Origin of the sequence: Paraburkholderia sp. RL17-373-BIF-A (genome assembly GCF_046030175.1) — a bacterium.
Classification (GTDB): Bacteria; Pseudomonadota; Gammaproteobacteria; order Burkholderiales; family Burkholderiaceae; genus Paraburkholderia.
Genome location: NZ_JARESO010000005.1, coordinates 42,150 through 56,304 on the forward strand (window position 1 = coordinate 42,150; position 14,155 = coordinate 56,304).

The 14,155-nt window shown below is 63.1% G+C and carries 14 protein-coding genes; 3 read left to right on the top strand and 11 right to left on the bottom strand.

Features of this window, described 5'->3' with window-relative positions; translation table 11 throughout:
- Positions 1-5 precede the first annotated feature (5 nt).
- Entirely contained in the window at positions 6-1,466 is a 1,461-nt protein-coding gene (gene guaB, locus P0D80_RS07650) for an IMP dehydrogenase (protein WP_012433424.1), read from the bottom strand.
- Positions 1,467-1,836: 370 nt separating this feature from the next.
- On the opposite strand from guaB, the gene P0D80_RS07655 reads away from it, so the two are divergent.
- Positions 1,837-2,814, top strand: a complete 978-nt coding sequence (locus P0D80_RS07655) for a DMT family transporter (protein ID WP_132373942.1) — start codon at positions 1,837-1,839, stop codon at positions 2,812-2,814.
- A 175-nt stretch (positions 2,815-2,989) separates the two neighbouring features.
- Here the strand turns inward: P0D80_RS07655 and P0D80_RS07660 are convergent, their stop codons facing one another.
- Both P0D80_RS07660 and P0D80_RS07665 read right to left on the bottom strand, forming a co-directional pair.
- Entirely contained in the window at positions 2,990-3,322 is a 333-nt protein-coding gene (locus P0D80_RS07660; RefSeq protein ID WP_132373941.1) for an RnfH family protein, read from the bottom strand.
- Positions 3,319-3,756, bottom strand: a complete 438-nt coding sequence (locus tag P0D80_RS07665) for a type II toxin-antitoxin system RatA family toxin (protein WP_012433427.1) — start codon at positions 3,754-3,756, stop codon at positions 3,319-3,321. The genes P0D80_RS07660 and P0D80_RS07665 overlap by 4 nt, the downstream gene beginning before the upstream one ends.
- A gap of 100 nt (positions 3,757-3,856) precedes the next feature.
- Here P0D80_RS07665 and smpB point away from each other — a divergent pair, with 100 nt between their 5' ends.
- On the top strand, positions 3,857-4,303 hold the full coding sequence (smpB, locus tag P0D80_RS07670) for an SsrA-binding protein SmpB (RefSeq protein ID WP_042323149.1): 447 nt from the start codon (positions 3,857-3,859) through the stop codon (positions 4,301-4,303).
- Positions 4,304-4,494: 191 nt separating this feature from the next.
- Here smpB and P0D80_RS07675 read toward each other — a convergent pair whose 3' ends face one another.
- The 3 genes from P0D80_RS07675 to ppsA all read right to left on the bottom strand — a co-directional run bounded on the left by P0D80_RS07675 (position 4,495) and on the right by ppsA (position 8,515).
- Positions 4,495-5,427 (bottom strand): SPFH domain-containing protein, encoded by a 933-nt coding sequence (locus P0D80_RS07675; RefSeq protein WP_168794362.1) that lies wholly within the window; start codon positions 5,425-5,427, stop codon positions 4,495-4,497.
- A gap of 59 nt (positions 5,428-5,486) precedes the next feature.
- Positions 5,487-5,942, bottom strand: a complete 456-nt coding sequence (locus P0D80_RS07680; RefSeq protein ID WP_408175960.1) for an NfeD family protein — start codon at positions 5,940-5,942, stop codon at positions 5,487-5,489.
- Between the two features lie 167 nt (positions 5,943-6,109).
- The gene (gene ppsA / locus P0D80_RS07685; protein ID WP_408282603.1) at positions 6,110-8,515 is read right to left on the bottom strand and encodes a phosphoenolpyruvate synthase; all 2,406 of its coding nucleotides are present in this window, start codon (positions 8,513-8,515) and stop codon (positions 6,110-6,112) included.
- A gap of 532 nt (positions 8,516-9,047) precedes the next feature.
- Between ppsA and ppsR the strand changes: the two genes are divergently transcribed.
- Positions 9,048-9,863, top strand: a complete 816-nt coding sequence (ppsR, locus tag P0D80_RS07690) for a posphoenolpyruvate synthetase regulatory kinase/phosphorylase PpsR (protein WP_041725110.1) — start codon at positions 9,048-9,050, stop codon at positions 9,861-9,863.
- A 75-nt stretch (positions 9,864-9,938) separates the two neighbouring features.
- On the opposite strand, the gene P0D80_RS07695 is transcribed toward ppsR, so the two are convergent.
- The 5 genes from P0D80_RS07695 to fabZ form a co-directional block, all read right to left on the bottom strand.
- Complete coding sequence (locus tag P0D80_RS07695; protein ID WP_408282605.1) at positions 9,939-10,724, bottom strand: TrmH family RNA methyltransferase; 786 nt, start codon at positions 10,722-10,724, stop codon at positions 9,939-9,941.
- Between the two features lie 71 nt (positions 10,725-10,795).
- Positions 10,796-11,545 (bottom strand): ribonuclease HII, encoded by a 750-nt coding sequence (gene rnhB / locus P0D80_RS07700; RefSeq protein WP_408175957.1) that lies wholly within the window; start codon positions 11,543-11,545, stop codon positions 10,796-10,798.
- Positions 11,542-12,711: a lipid-A-disaccharide synthase gene (lpxB, locus tag P0D80_RS07705; RefSeq protein WP_408282608.1), complete on the bottom strand. Its 1,170-nt coding sequence runs from the start codon at positions 12,709-12,711 to the stop codon at positions 11,542-11,544. Before lpxB ends, rnhB begins: the two co-directional genes overlap by 4 nt.
- Before the next feature lie 3 nt (positions 12,712-12,714).
- Positions 12,715-13,503, bottom strand: a complete 789-nt coding sequence (lpxA, locus tag P0D80_RS07710; RefSeq protein WP_132373934.1) for an acyl-ACP--UDP-N-acetylglucosamine O-acyltransferase — start codon at positions 13,501-13,503, stop codon at positions 12,715-12,717.
- Positions 13,504-13,612: 109 nt separating this feature from the next.
- Complete coding sequence (fabZ, locus tag P0D80_RS07715; protein WP_020065638.1) at positions 13,613-14,077, bottom strand: 3-hydroxyacyl-ACP dehydratase FabZ; 465 nt, start codon at positions 14,075-14,077, stop codon at positions 13,613-13,615.
- Between the last annotated feature and the right edge of the window lie 78 nt (positions 14,078-14,155).

A 14,155-nucleotide genomic window follows, 5' to 3' on the forward strand; every position in this document is an offset into this window, starting at 1 on the left:
GGCGTTTAGTCCACGTGGTAGTTGGGCGCTTCCTTGGTGATTTGCACATCATGCACATGCGACTCGCGCAAGCCCGCGCCCGTGATCTGCACGAACTCGGCCTTGTCGTTCATCTCGGCGATGGTGCGGCAGCCGCAGTAGCCCATGCTGGCGCGCACGCCGCCGATCAGCTGGAACAGGATCGCGTTGACCGAACCCTTGTAGGCGACGCGGCCTTCGATACCTTCCGGCACCAGCTTGTCGATGTTCGCGGAGTTGTCCTGGAAGTAGCGGTCCGCCGCGCCGTCCTTCATCGCGCCGACCGAGCCCATGCCACGGTAAGACTTGTACTGGCGGCCCTGATACAGGAACACGTCGCCCGGCGCTTCTTCGGTGCCGGCGAACATGCTGCCCATCATCACGGCATTCGCGCCGGCTGCCAGCGCCTTGCTGACGTCACCCGAAAAGCGCACGCCGCCGTCGGCGATGACCGGCACGCCCGTGCCCTTCAGCGCTTCGGACACGTTGGAGATCGCGGTGACCTGCGGCACGCCCACGCCGGCGACGATCCGCGTCGTGCAGATCGAGCCCGGGCCGATACCGACCTTCACACCGTCCGCGCCGTATTCGACGAGCGCCTTGGCGGCCGCCGCGGTGGCGATGTTGCCGCCGATCACTTCGACGTGCGGGAAGTTCTGCTTGACCCACTTGACGCGCTCGAGCACGCCCTGGCTATGGCCGTGCGCGGTATCGACGACGATCACGTCGACGCCCGCCTGCACCAGCAGTTCGACGCGCTCTTCATTGTCCGCGCCGACGCCGACCGCCGCGCCCGCGCGCAGCTTGCCATGTTCGTCTTTACACGCGTCCGGGTGTTCGGTCTGCTTGGTGATGTCCTTGACGGTCATCAGGCCGCGCAGTTCGAACGCGTCGTTGATGACCAGCACGCGCTCCAGCCGGTGGCTGTGCATCAGCGCCTTGGCTTCGGCGAGCGGCGTGCCTTCCTTGACGGTAACGAGGCGCTCGCGCGGCGTCATGATGTTGCGCACCGGCTCGTCCAGACGCTCTTCGAAGCGCAGGTCGCGGTTCGTGACGATGCCGATCAGTTGCGCGCCTTCGACGACCGGGAAGCCCGAAATGCCATGCTGCTGCGACAGCGCGATCACGTCGCGCACCTTCATCTGCGGCGGCACCGTGATCGGATCACGCACGACGCCCGATTCGAAGCGCTTGACCTTGGCCACTTCACGCGCCTGTTCGGCCGCGGTGAGATTCTTGTGGATGATGCCCACGCCACCCATTTGCGCCATCGCAATGGCGAGGCGTGCTTCGGTGACGGTATCCATGGCGGCGGACACGAGCGGCATATTCAGGGAGATGTTGCGGGTCAGCCGGGTCTTGAGGCTGGTGTCGCGCGGCAGAACATCGGAGAAAGCCGGGACGAGGAGCACGTCATCGAACGTGAGTGCTGTTTGGATCAGACGCATGGCAAATCCTATAGGCGCAAAAGCGAATTATACGCGATACCTCCCTGGTTTTCACTGCACGAACAGCAGCTTAGCGAATTTCGGGCGGTTTTTTTCGCGCCATCGGGCCCCTGGATTTCGCTTGGCTGTTCGCCTCGGGTTCGATCGGGTTTCGTTTGCGCGTTCGGGCGCAGCGGGGTGTCGGCGGTCCAAAATCCCGCTCATTCGCGTCGGCGCACGGTCCGGCGGCCGAGCGCGCGAACTCCGTTGAGCACATGAAAACGCGTGCTCAAAGCGCACAAAAACCACCGGAATGCAGAATCGAACAAGACGCCCGGCCCGCCAACCGGCTATTCTGCCGACCATTCCAGTTATTTTGCAGGGGCAGTCGATGCAGCGCGGTGTGGCATATGGAGTAATGGCCGGGGCCTTATGGGGCATGGTTTTTCTGGTGCCGCGCGTGCTGCCGGACTTTTCACCGCTGCTTCTGAGCGCGGGCCGCTACACGATGTACGGCATCGTCTCGCTGGCCGCCGCGCTGCCGATGGCGCGCTCGCTCGTCAAACGCCTGACCCGCGAGGATCTCGGCGCGCTGGTGAAACTGGCTTTGGCCGGCAACCTCCTCTATTACCTCCTGCTGACGGCGGCCGTGCACCTGATCGGCATCGCGCCGGCCTCGCTGATCGTCGGCGTGCTGCCCGTCACGGTGACGCTGCTGGGCCGGCGCGATCACGGCGCGGTGCCCCTCGCCCGCCTCGCCTGGCCGCTGACGATGGTGATGGCGGGCATCGCCTGTATCAACATCGATGTGTTTACGGTGGCGGACAGCACGCCGGTGAGCGTCGTCACCAAGCTGATCGGACTGGCCTGCGCGGTCGGCGCGCTCGGATGCTGGACGTGGTTCGCGGTCGAAAACGCCCGCTACCTGCAGCGTCAGACGCATTTCAGCGGCAATGAGTGGTCGGTTCTGTGGGGCGTGGTGACGGGCGCGCTCGGCGCGGCGCTGTGGCTCGTGATCGCCGTGCTGCCGGCGGGCGGCCCGCAAGGCGAACTGGCCGACGGCCGCTGGCACACCTTCTGGATGCTCAATCTCGGGCTCGCGATCGGCGCATCGTGGCTCGGCAACGGGCTGTGGAATGCCGCATCGAAACGGCTGCCGCTGACGCTCTCCGGCCAGATGATCGTGTTCGAGACGCTTTTCGCGCTGCTTTATGCGTTCATTTATGACCAGCGACTGCCGCGTCCGCTGGAACTGGCGGCCATTCTGCTGCTGGTGGCCGGCGTCTGCTGGTCGGTGCGCCAGCATGCGGACGACGACACGTCCGCGGTCGCACGGATCAAGAAAAAGCCGCAAGTGTCGGCGCCATGACGCGGAACGTGGGCTGGGACGTGGCTTGCGTGAGGATTGACGGCGCAGTTCGTGAGCGTGGACGCGGCCCGACTGAGGCTTGACGGAGGCAGTTCGTGGCCAGCAACGCGGCCCGAGCAAGGTTTGATGCCAACAGTTCGTGGCAGCTGCCTTGCCTGGCCACGCAAAGATCCGCCTACCGCGAATCCTTGTTCTGCCAGCGACGCCCTTCGATCGAGCCCGCCTTGCGGGTCTTCTCGACGCGCCGCTGACGCGACACCTTCGGATCGACCAGCAGCGGCCGGTAAATCTCCACCCGATCGTGGTCGGCCAGCACCGTGTCGAGCGGCTTGAGCTTGCCGAACACGCCCACTTTCTGCGTGCCCAGATCGATCTGCGGGAAACGCCGCAAGATGCCGCTCGCGTCCAGCGCCTGCTGCAGCGTGGCGCCTGCGGGCAGTTCCACGCCAATCAACGCCTGCTCGCCAGCCGACGCATAGCAGACTTCAATCGACAAGCGCGCGCTCATGCCTTACCGTAGCGCTGATCGGCGCGCTTCACGAACGATTCGACGAAGGTATTGGCGATGTGGTTGAACACCGGTCCAATGATCTTCTCGAGGATGATGTTGGTGAATTCGTAGTGCAGCGCGAATTCGATCTTGCAGGCGTCGGCGCGCAATGGCGTAAAACGCCAGAAACCGGTGAACTTGCGAAACGGGCCGTCCGCGAACTCCATGTCGATGCGCGTGGGCCGCTCCATGCTGTTGCGCGTGGCGAAGTGCTGCTTGATGCCCTTGAAGTTGATATCGATCTTCGCCTCCATACCGGTTTCGTCCCGGCGGCGGATTTCGACTCCCCCGCACCAAGGCAGGAAGTTGGGGTAATCGGCGACGTCGGTGACGAGGTCGAACATCTGTTCCGCCGAATGGCGGATCAACACGGTTTTCTGGACATCTGCCATAAATTGAACAGCGCGTGGCAAGGGTGGACAAGCGCAGCGGGCTTTCCTCGCCCCGCTTTGCTAAAATCGTGATTTTAAACGAGTTGGGCACTTTCCATTCATGAGCATCATCGACAACAGAAAAGCCTTCTACGACTACTCGGTCGAAGAACGCTATGAAGCAGGGCTCGTGCTCGAAGGATGGGAGGTCAAGGCGCTGCGCGCCGGGCGCGGCCAGATCAAGGAAGGTTACGTCGTTATCAAGAATAACGAACTGTTCCTGATCGGCACGCACATCAGCCCGTTGCCCGAAGCCTCGACCCATATCAACCCCGACCCGGTGCGCACGCGCAAGCTGCTGCTGCATAGCGAAGAGATCAGCAAACTGATCGGCAAGGTCGAGCAGCGCGGCTACACGCTCGTGCCGCTGAATTTTCACTACAAGGGCGGCCGTGTCAAATGCGAGATTGGTCTCGCCAAGGGTAAGAAGCAGCACGACAAGCGCGAGACAGAGAAGAAACGCGATTGGGAACGTGAAAAGGCGCGTTTGATGCGCTCGCCGAGCTGATCGGCGGATTGGCGTGATTGGCGGCGGGGGGTGTGCGGATATGCCACGCTTCGGTTGCCGCTAACGCCCTGACCGGATAGCAAGCGGCGCGCAACCGGGCCCGCCAAGCGTTCAAATGAAAATGGCCCGCACTGTCCGCGGGCCATTTCTCTATTCGGCAGGTCAAAGCGCAGTCGCAGCATTCAGCGCGTTCAACGCACCTCAGTCGCGCCCTTCCCTTTGTTCACGATGGTCAGCGCTGAAGCGATCATCGAACTCATGTCCGCAAGATTGCCCGGCACGATCAGCGTGGTGCCCTGCTTCGCCAGATTGCCGAACGCGTTCACGTATTGTTCGGCCACCTTGAGGTTCACGGCTTCCATCCCGCCGTTCGACTGGATCGCGGCCGCGATCTTCTGAATCGCCTGCGAGTTGGCCTCGGCCACGGCCAGAATCGCCGACGCCTGACCTTGCGCCTGATTGATCGCCGCCTGCCGCTCGCCTTCGGACTTCTGGATCGCCGCCTCACGGCCGCCGGACGCGATATTGATCTGCTCCTGCTTGCGCCCTTCCGACGCGGCGATCAGCGCTCGCTTCTCGCGCTCGGCGGTGATCTGCGCCTGCATGGCGTGGAGGATTTCCTTGGGCGGTGTCAGGTCCTTGATCTCGTAGCGCAGCACCTTCACACCCCAGTTCGTCGCAGCTTGATCGAGCGACGACACGATGCTGTGGTTGATGAAGTCGCGCTCCTCGAACGTTTTGTCGAGTTCGAGCTTGCCGATCACCGAGCGCAGCGTGGTTTGCGACAACTGCGTGATGGCGAACACGAAGTTGCTCGATCCATACGACGCCTTCATGGGATCGGTAACCTGAAAGTACAGCACGCCGTCCACCTGCAATTGCGTGTTGTCGCGCGTGATACAGACCTGGCTCGGCACCTCGAGCGGAATTTCCTTGAGGATGTGCTTATACGCGATGCGGTCGACGAACGGAAACGCGAAGCTCAAACCCGGCGTCAGCGTACGGTGATAGCGCCCGAGCCGCTCCAGGACCCACGCATGCTGCTGCGGCACGATCTTGATGATCTGCGCCGCCAAGACGATCACGATGATCAGAAGCACCGCCCCGACGATGGTCGAATCCATTACTACCCTCCGGTCCGTAGTTCGAATAGTTGTTTGTGATGCGTGTGATGTGCGAACGCTCAGGCCGCGGTGGCCCGGGTGTTTGAATGACGCGCCGCCACCACGACGAGGCAGCTGCCGCGCAGTTCCGTAATTTCGTAGAGCGGCGCGTCTTCCGGCTCGCCCGCGGCCAGTTCGACGTCCCATGCCGCGCCGCGATAGTCGGCGCGCGCCCGGCGCTCGTGCCACACCGGCACGATGAGCGTTTGACCGATGTCGAGATTGACATCCGGGTTACGCGACGCCTCCTTGCGCGTTCTGCGGCCAAACCGCGAACGTCTGAGCAGCAGGACAGCCGCCAGCGCCACCACGGCCGCGACCGCGAACTGCACGTCGGCTCTGGCGCCCGCGAGGTGCGCAATCGCGGCCGCCACGCAGCCCAACGCGATCATCAGCAGATAGAAAGTGCCGCTGAGCAACTCCAGCACGACCAGCACACCCGCCCCGATCCACCAGAACAGTCCACCTGGCGCCACGTCGACCTCCACAAAGCAAAACACCCCGGATCTACCGGGGTGTTTATAGCACGAAGCGAGCGCATTTCAACGGACGATGCAGCACGGATTCACGTGCATTCGACGCGCGCTTGACCTGCCGCATCGCACGTTATGCATGCCGCTTGGAAAGCGGCATGCCGTTCGCCTTACTGCTTCGCCGACTTCGCCAGTTGCTGCCACGTCTCGATGATCGTATCCGGGTTCAGCGAGATCGACTTGATGCCTTCATCGGTGAGCCATTGCGCAAAATCCGGATGATCCGACGGGCCCTGGCCGCAGATACCGACGTACTTGTCCAGTCGCAGACATGTGTCGATCGCGCGCTTCAACAGGAACTTGACCGCTGGGTCGCGTTCGTCGAAATCCACCGCCAGCAGTTCCATGCCGGAATCGCGGTCGAGGCCGAGCGTGAGCTGCGTCAGGTCGTTCGAGCCGATCGAGAAGCCGTCGAAGAATTGCAGGAATTCCTCGGCGAGAATCGCGTTCGACGGCACTTCGCACATCATGATCAGGCGCAGGCCATTTTCGCCGCGCTTCAGGCCGTACTTCGCCAGCAGCCCGACCACGCGCTCCGCCTGCTTCAGCGTACGCACGAACGGCACCATGATCTCGACGTTGTCGAGGCCCATCTCTTCGCGCACCTTTTTCAGCGCGATGCATTCCATCTGGAACGCTTCGGCGAAGTCGTCGGCGATGTAGCGCGACGCGCCACGGAAACCCAGCATCGGGTTTTCTTCATCCGGCTCGTAACGCGAACCGCCGATCAGCTTCTTGTACTCGTTCGACTTGAAGTCCGACAGACGCACGATCACGGGCTTCGGATAGAACGCCGCCGCGATCGTGGCGATGCCTTCGGTCAGCTTGTCGACGTAGAAGGCGCGCGGCGATGCGTGACCGCGAGCGACGCTTTCGACGGCCTTCTTCAGGTCCTGATCGATGTTCGGGTACTCGAGAATCGCCTTCGGGTGAACGCCGATGTTGTTGTTGATGATGAACTCGAGCCGCGCCAGACCCACGCCTGCGTTCGGCAGTTGCGAGAAGTCGAAGGCCAGCTGCGGGTTGCCGACGTTCATCATGATCTTCACCGGAATCTCCGGCAGTTCGCCGCGCTGCACTTCGGTGATTTCGGTTTCGAGCAGGCCGTCGTAGATCTTGCCTTCGTCGCCTTCCGCGCACGACACCGTAACCAGCGCGCCTTCCTTCAGCACGTCGGTCGCGTCGCCGCAGCCGACCACCGCCGGCACGCCCAGTTCACGCGCGATGATCGCCGCGTGGCAGGTGCGCCCGCCACGGTTCGTGACGATCGCCGAAGCGCGCTTCATGACCGGCTCCCAGTTCGGGTCGGTCATGTCGGCGACCAGCACGTCGCCCGGCTGCACACGGTCCATTTCCGACGGATCGTGAATCACGCGCACCGGACCCGCGCCGATCTTCTGACCGATTGCGCGGCCGGTGGCCAGCACGTTCGATTGACCCTTCAGCTTGAAGCGCTGCTCGGCCTTGCCCGCAGCCTGGCTCTTCACCGTTTCCGGACGCGCCTGCAGAATGAAGATCTTGCCGTCGCGGCCGTCTTTGCCCCACTCGATGTCCATCGGACGCTCGTAGTGTTTTTCGATGATGACGGCATATTTGGCCAGCTCGATCACGTCTTCGTCCGTGATCGAGAAGCGGTTGCGCTGCTCGTGCGCCACGTCGACGGTCTTCACGCGGCCGGCTTCCCCCGCCTTGGTGAATTCCATCTTGATCAGCTTCGAGCCGATCGAGCGGCGGATGATCGGGTACTTGCCTTGTTCGAGCGTGGTCTTGTAGACGTAGAACTCGTCCGGATTCACCGCGCCTTGCACCACGGTTTCACCGAGGCCATAGCTCGACGTGATGAAGACGGCGTCCTTGAAGCCCGACTCGGTGTCCAGCGTGAACATCACGCCCGCCGCGCCGACGTCCGAGCGCACCATGCGCTGCACGCCCGCCGACAACGCGACTTCAGCGTGAGTGAAGCCCTTGTGGACGCGATAGGAGATAGCGCGGTCGTTGTACAGCGACGCGAACACGTGCTTCATGCGATCGAGCACGTCTTCGATGCCGACCACGTTGAGGTAGCTTTCCTGCTGACCCGCGAACGATGCGTCCGGCAAGTCTTCCGCCGTCGCCGAGGAGCGCACGGCGAACGACAGCTCTTCAGGCGAGCTGTTTTGCAGGGTGTCGAAACCCGCGCGGATGTCGGCCTCGAGTTGCGGCTGCATCGGCGCGTCGACGATCCATTGACGGATTTCCTTGCCCGCTTCGGCGAGCGCCTTCACGTCGTCGACGTCGAGCGTCTCGAGACGTTTGGCGATGCGTTCGGTCAGGTTGTTGTGATGCAGGAAGTCGCGGAAAGCCAGCGCCGTGGTGGCGAAACCGGTCGGCACGCGCACGCCGGCCTCGGCGAGCTGACTGATCATCTCGCCAAGCGACGCGTTCTTGCCACCGACGATTTCCACGTCGGTCATCCGCAACTGCTCAAACGGAACTACATACGCCTTATCCTTTGCGACGGTAACTGCGTTAGTCATACAAGCCCCTAAGTGTGAAAGAAATTCACGGCTGTGCAAGTGGGCTCGAACGCGAGACGCCCATTGGAAGCGTGACCTCGCGTCTTGCACAACCTGTTGGAGAAGCAATCGCTGCAAATTGCCAGAAACGCCCGATGTGCGACGAAGAAGGCGAATGGACGAATTTACCGAGCGATCCACCACGTTCGCCGCAACTTGGCGACTAAAATACCGGCCAAAAGCGAGGCGTTGAACGACGGTTCGCGGTGAGTTAGACGCCAATCGCCTGCAATTGCTTATCCAACAGGTTGCCGCTATTCTACCGTGCCGACTCTCAAAATGTGACAGTCGGACGAGAATTGCGCCTCGAATCGCGCCCCGGACCGGCCGACGGGCTTTTGCGAGGCCCCGCCGCCATCCGGGCGCAGTTGCGGTGCCCACGGCGCGCTGGTCGAGTGCCGCTGCAGTCTCCGGTTAGCCACCGGGCAGCGTCGTCGACATAGCGATGTTTCTTTCGAGCGCTTTTTTCCGCTCACGTTCCCCAGCCCCACTGATGCCGCCCACCGTATTCATCGTCTCCGACGGTACCGGGATCACTGCCGAAACCTTCGCGCATTCGATCCTCTCCCAGTTCGACCAGAAATTCCGCCTGGTTCGCGTGCCCTTCGTCGACTCGACGGAAAAGGCCTATGCCACGCTAGAAAAGATCAACGAAGCGATCCTGCAGGACGGCCGCCGTCCGATCGTCTTCACGACGCTGGTGGACAGCGCGTCGAATCAGATCGTCAAAGGCTCGAATGCGCTCGTGCTGGACATGTTTCAGACGTTCGTCGAGCCGCTCGAACAGGAACTGGAACTGAAGTCGAGCCACGCGATGGGTCGCGGCCACCAGAACGCGGACACCGAGGAGTACAAGAACCGGATCGAGGCGATCAATTTCTCGCTCGCTCACGACGACGGTCAATCGAACCGCAATCTGGCCGACGCCGACGTGATTCTGGTCGGCGTATCGCGCAGCGGCAAGACGCCAACGAGCCTCTATCTGGCCATGCAGTATGGCGTGAAAGCGGCCAACTATCCGCTGATTCCGGAAGATTTCGAACGCGGCAAATTGCCTACGCCGCTACTCGCGCATCGGCAGAAGATGTTCGGTTTGTCGATCGATCCGCAGCGGCTTTCCGAGATTCGCAACGAGCGCCGGCCCGGCAGCAAGTACGCCGCGCCGGAGAATTGCCGTTATGAAATCAACGAAGCCGAAGCGATGATGCGGCGTGAAGGGATCAAGTGGTTGTCGTCGACGCACAAGTCGATCGAAGAGATCGCGACGACGATTCTGCAGGAAATCAAGCTGGACCGGCCTTCTTATTGAGCCCGCGCGTGAGGCTTGATGTGGGCCCGCCGGCTTGAAGCAGAGACACGCGCGGCAACGCGCGTGTCTTTCGTGTCAACTACGGCCGCGCTGCTGCCGGCACTGCTCGAACACGCACACGGCGGCCGCGGCCGCCACGTTTAACGACTCCATGCCGCCCGGCTGAGGAATCGTCACCCGCAACGAAACCGCATCGCGCCAGATCGGCGAGACGCCCGCCCCTTCGTTTCCGAATACCCACGCGAGCGGTCCGCTCAGATCGCAATCGTAGATCGCCTCGGCGCCGTGCGAATCCGTGATCACGATCGGCACCGCGAGACGCTCGATCAACCCCTGCGCTTCCACATCTTCGTGAATCTGCAGCAGGAAGTGCGCGCCCATGCCCGAGCGCAAGACTTTCGACGACCACGCGTACGCCGTGCCCGGCGCGCAGAACACCTGTTGAATGCCCGCGGCCGCCGCGCTGCGCAGAATCGAGCCGACATTGCCGGCGTCCTGCACGCCGTCAAGCACGAGGCAGGTTTGCGCGACCGTGTCGGGCAGCGGCGAGTCGAGCTTCTCGACCAGCAGCAGAATGCCCACGCCGTGCACGACATTCGACAACTGCCCGAACAACGCGTCCGGCAGCGTCACGAGACGATGATCTTCGATGCGCGAGACGATCGCCTGCGCTTCGTCGTGGCGCAGCGCGCCGTCGGTGACGATGCACATTTCCGGTTGCCCGGCGACGTCGAGATACGCGCTCGCGAGATGAAACCCTTCGAGCAGCGCGTGGCCGCTCTTGCGCTGTTGATGCGTCGAGCCGGCCAATGCCTTCAGGCGCTTGTAGAGCGGATTGTCCCGCGAGGTGATGGCTTTCACAGGCAGCGAAGACAGTGAGAATAAGGAAAGGGTGGGGTATACGCGGCGCTCACGGGGCGCTCGTATGACGTTCAGGCGGCGCTGGCGCGGTGTTCGCCGAAGGCGTCGTCGTCGAACATGACTTCGGACACGACGATCACTTCACCCGACGGTAGCGGCACGCCCGTGCCGAAGCGCAGATGCGCTTCACGCACCGGCGCGAACGAGCGCCGATGATGCTCGCAAGGCCCATGCTCGCGCAGCGCCGCGAGATGCTGCGGCGTGCCGTAACCGGCATGCGCGTTGAAGCCGTAGACGGGATACGTCTGATGCAATTCGAGCAGCATCCGGTCACGCGTGACCTTGGCGAGAATCGACGCCGCCGAGATGCTTTTGATGAGCGCGTCGCCGCCGATCACCGCTTCACTGCGCACGCTCAGCGTCGGACAGCGATTGCCGTCGATCTTCACAAGCGTCGGCACAACGGACAGGCCTTCCACGGCGCGCTTCATGGCCAGCATCGTGGCGTGCAGGATATTGAGCGAATCGATTTCTTCGACCGATGCCGACGCGACGCAGTAAGCCAGCGCCCGGTCGATGATCTTGTCGTACAGTTCGTCGCGCTTTTTCGCGCTCAGCGCTTTGGAGTCGTCGAGGCCGCGAATCATCGGCCTGGACGGGTCGAAGATCACCGCCGCGGCCACGACCGGGCCGGCCAGCGGGCCGCGCCCTGCTTCGTCGACACCGCAGACAACGTCGTCCGGCGTCTCGAAGTTCAGGCCGACCTGTTGCGCCGCCGCTCCCGCGACGGTTTTGCGGCGAGGTGCGCGCGCCATGGTCACGGCCGCGCCTTCCGCTTTTCGATGACGCTCGCCACGACTTCCGCCGCGCGCTGCGCGGTATTCTGCTTCAGCACGTGATGCATCTCCGTGAAGATTTCCGTCAGCGTGCGCCGGTTGGTCTCGTCGCGCAACTGTTTCAGCGTGGCTTCGGCCAGCGCCTGCGGCGTGGCGAAATGCTGCAGGATCTCCGGCACCACGAAGCGCCCCGCCAGGATATTCGGCAGGCCGACGTACGGCAGATAGCCCTGGCGGCGCATGATCTGACCGGTCAGCCAGGGCACCTTGTACGAGATCACCATCGGCTTTTTCAGCAGCGCCGCTTCGAGCGTCACGGTACCGCTCTTCACGAGGATCGCGTCGGCCGCGGTCATGGCGAGCTGCGCCTGGCCGTCGGTAATCGTCAGCACGAGGCCGGGGTGCGAATCGACCAGCGGCCGCAGCATCTCGCGCAACGCCGGCGTGGCCGCCGGCATCACGAAGCGCAGACTCGGCTCCTGGTGCTGCATCATTTCCATCGCGGCGAAGAACGTCGGGCCGATCAGGTCGATCTCGGAGCGCCGGCTGCCCGGCAGCACGGCGATGATCGGACCATCTTCCGCCAGACCCAGCGTCCGGCGCGCGCCGAGCGTGTCCGGTACGAGCGGAATTTCGTCCGCGAGCGGATGGCCCACGTACGATGCCGCGACGCCCGCCTTCTCCAGCAGCGCCGTTTCGAACGGGAACACGCACAGCATGTGGTCGACCGCCTTGGCGATCTTCTTGATACGGCCGCCGCGCCACGCCCAGATGGACGGGCACACGAAGTGAACGGTTGGAATCCCCGCATCGCGCAACGGATGTTCGAGCCCGAAGTTGAAATCGGGCGCATCCACGCCGACGAACACCGACGGCGGCTCGGCCAGCAGTTGCCGTTTCAGTTCGTTGCGAATGCCGAGGATGCCGGGAATGTGCTTCAGTGCCTCGACATAGCCGCGCACCGACAGCTTTTCCATCGGGAAGTGAGCGTCGAAGCCCGTGGCGATCATGCGCGGGCCGCCGATCCCGTAGTACTGGGTGCCGGCAGGCAGACGGCTCGCGAGGCCGTCGAGCAGCGAGGCCGCCAGCAGGTCGCCGGACGGCTCGCCGGCCACCATCGCGACGCGCAATGGACTGGGTTGCAATGCCATCGGTTAGCGGATGATGCCGCGTTGCGACGCTTCGACGAACGCGAGCAGCGTCTGCACCGGCGCATCGCCATCGCCGCCCGCGGACGCGAGTTCGCGCAACTGCACCTTCGCCTCTTCCAGCGACAGGCCGTTCTTGTACAACACGCGATACGCCGCGCGTAGCGCCGAGATCGCGTCCGGCGAGAAACCGCGGCGGCGCAACCCTTCCACATTGATGCCGTGCGGCTCGGCCTTGTTGCCCGCGGCAATCACGAACGGCGGAATGTCCTGCACCAGCGCTGAAGCGCCGCCCAGCATGGAATACGCGCCGATGCGCACGAACTGATGCACGCCCGACATGCCGCCGATGATCGCGTGGTCGCCGATCGTGACGTGGCCGGCCATCTGCGCGTTGCTCGACAGAATGACGTTGTTGCCGACGTGGCAATCGTGCCCGATGTGCACGTAGGCCATGATCCAGTTGTCGTCGCCAAGCGTGGTGACGCCCGCGTCCTGCACCGTGCCGGTGTGGATCGTGGTGAACTCGCGGATCGTGTTGCGGTTGCCGATCACGAGCCGGGTCGGCTCGTCCTTGTACTTCATGTCCTGCGGACGGCCGCCAACCGATGCATAGTGGCCGATCCGGTTGTCTTCGCCGAGTGTGGTGTGACCTTCGATCACGCTGTGCGAACCGACCGTGGTCCGCGCGCCGATCGTCACATGTGCGCCGATCACGGCATACGGTCCGACTTCGACGGATTCGTCGAGTTGTGCGCCCGGTTCGACGATCGCAGTGGGATGAATCCTGCTCATGCGTCCTCGCTTCTGATTCTGTTGCGTTGTCTGGATGGGCATCTGGCGGGCGGGCGGCGCGCGCATGACGCCGCCGACCGCCCGGACGCTGGTTTAAGCGCTAAGCGCGTTAAGCGTCCTTGTCCGTGTGCCGCACCGCGCACATCAGGTCGGCTTCCGCCGCGACCGCGCCATCCACTTCGGCGCGCGCCTTGAACTTCCAGATACCGCGCATGTGACGCTCGAACGTGCAGTTCAGGATCAGCTGATCGCCCGGTTCCACCACGCGCTTGAAGCGCGCGTTGTCGATGCCGACGAACAGATACAGCGTGTTCGACGGGTCGCTCGGCTCTTCCGAAAACGTCAGCAGCGCCGCCGTTTGCGCGAGCGCTTCGAGAATCAACACGCCCGGCATCACCGGACGGGTCGGGAAATGACCCTGGAAATACGGTTCGTTGATCGACACGTTCTTCAACGCTTTGATGCTCTTGTGCGGCTCGAGTTCGAGCACCCGGTCGACCAGCAGGATCGGGTAACGATGTGGCAGCAGCGTGAGAATCTTATGAATGTCGAGATTGATTTTTTCGGTGCTCATGGTGTTTCTGCTCACGCATTGACTGCGCGGTGATGACTGCGGATGCTGGTGCAGGTGGGTTGGTAACGCGTGCTGCCG

Coding starts and splice junctions, on each gene's coding strand:
- ppsA (WP_408282603.1), bottom strand. CDS start 8,515: ATGACTAACGCAGTTACCGTCGCAAAGGATAAGGCGTATGTAGTTCCG.
- lpxA (WP_132373934.1), bottom strand. CDS start 13,503: ATGAGCAGGATTCATCCCACTGCGATCGTCGAACCGGGCGCACAACTC.
- fabZ (WP_020065638.1), bottom strand. CDS start 14,077: ATGAGCACCGAAAAAATCAATCTCGACATTCATAAGATTCTCACGCTG.
- ppsR (WP_041725110.1), top strand. CDS start 9,048: ATGCCGCCCACCGTATTCATCGTCTCCGACGGTACCGGGATCACTGCC.
- lpxB (WP_408282608.1), bottom strand. CDS start 12,711: ATGGCATTGCAACCCAGTCCATTGCGCGTCGCGATGGTGGCCGGCGAG.
- guaB (WP_012433424.1), bottom strand. CDS start 1,466: ATGCGTCTGATCCAAACAGCACTCACGTTCGATGACGTGCTCCTCGTC.
- P0D80_RS07665 (WP_012433427.1), bottom strand. CDS start 3,756: ATGGCAGATGTCCAGAAAACCGTGTTGATCCGCCATTCGGCGGAACAG.
- P0D80_RS07660 (WP_132373941.1), bottom strand. CDS start 3,322: ATGAGCGCGCGCTTGTCGATTGAAGTCTGCTATGCGTCGGCTGGCGAG.
- smpB (WP_042323149.1), top strand. CDS start 3,857: ATGAGCATCATCGACAACAGAAAAGCCTTCTACGACTACTCGGTCGAA.
- P0D80_RS07655 (WP_132373942.1), top strand. CDS start 1,837: ATGCAGCGCGGTGTGGCATATGGAGTAATGGCCGGGGCCTTATGGGGC.
- P0D80_RS07675 (WP_168794362.1), bottom strand. CDS start 5,427: ATGGATTCGACCATCGTCGGGGCGGTGCTTCTGATCATCGTGATCGTC.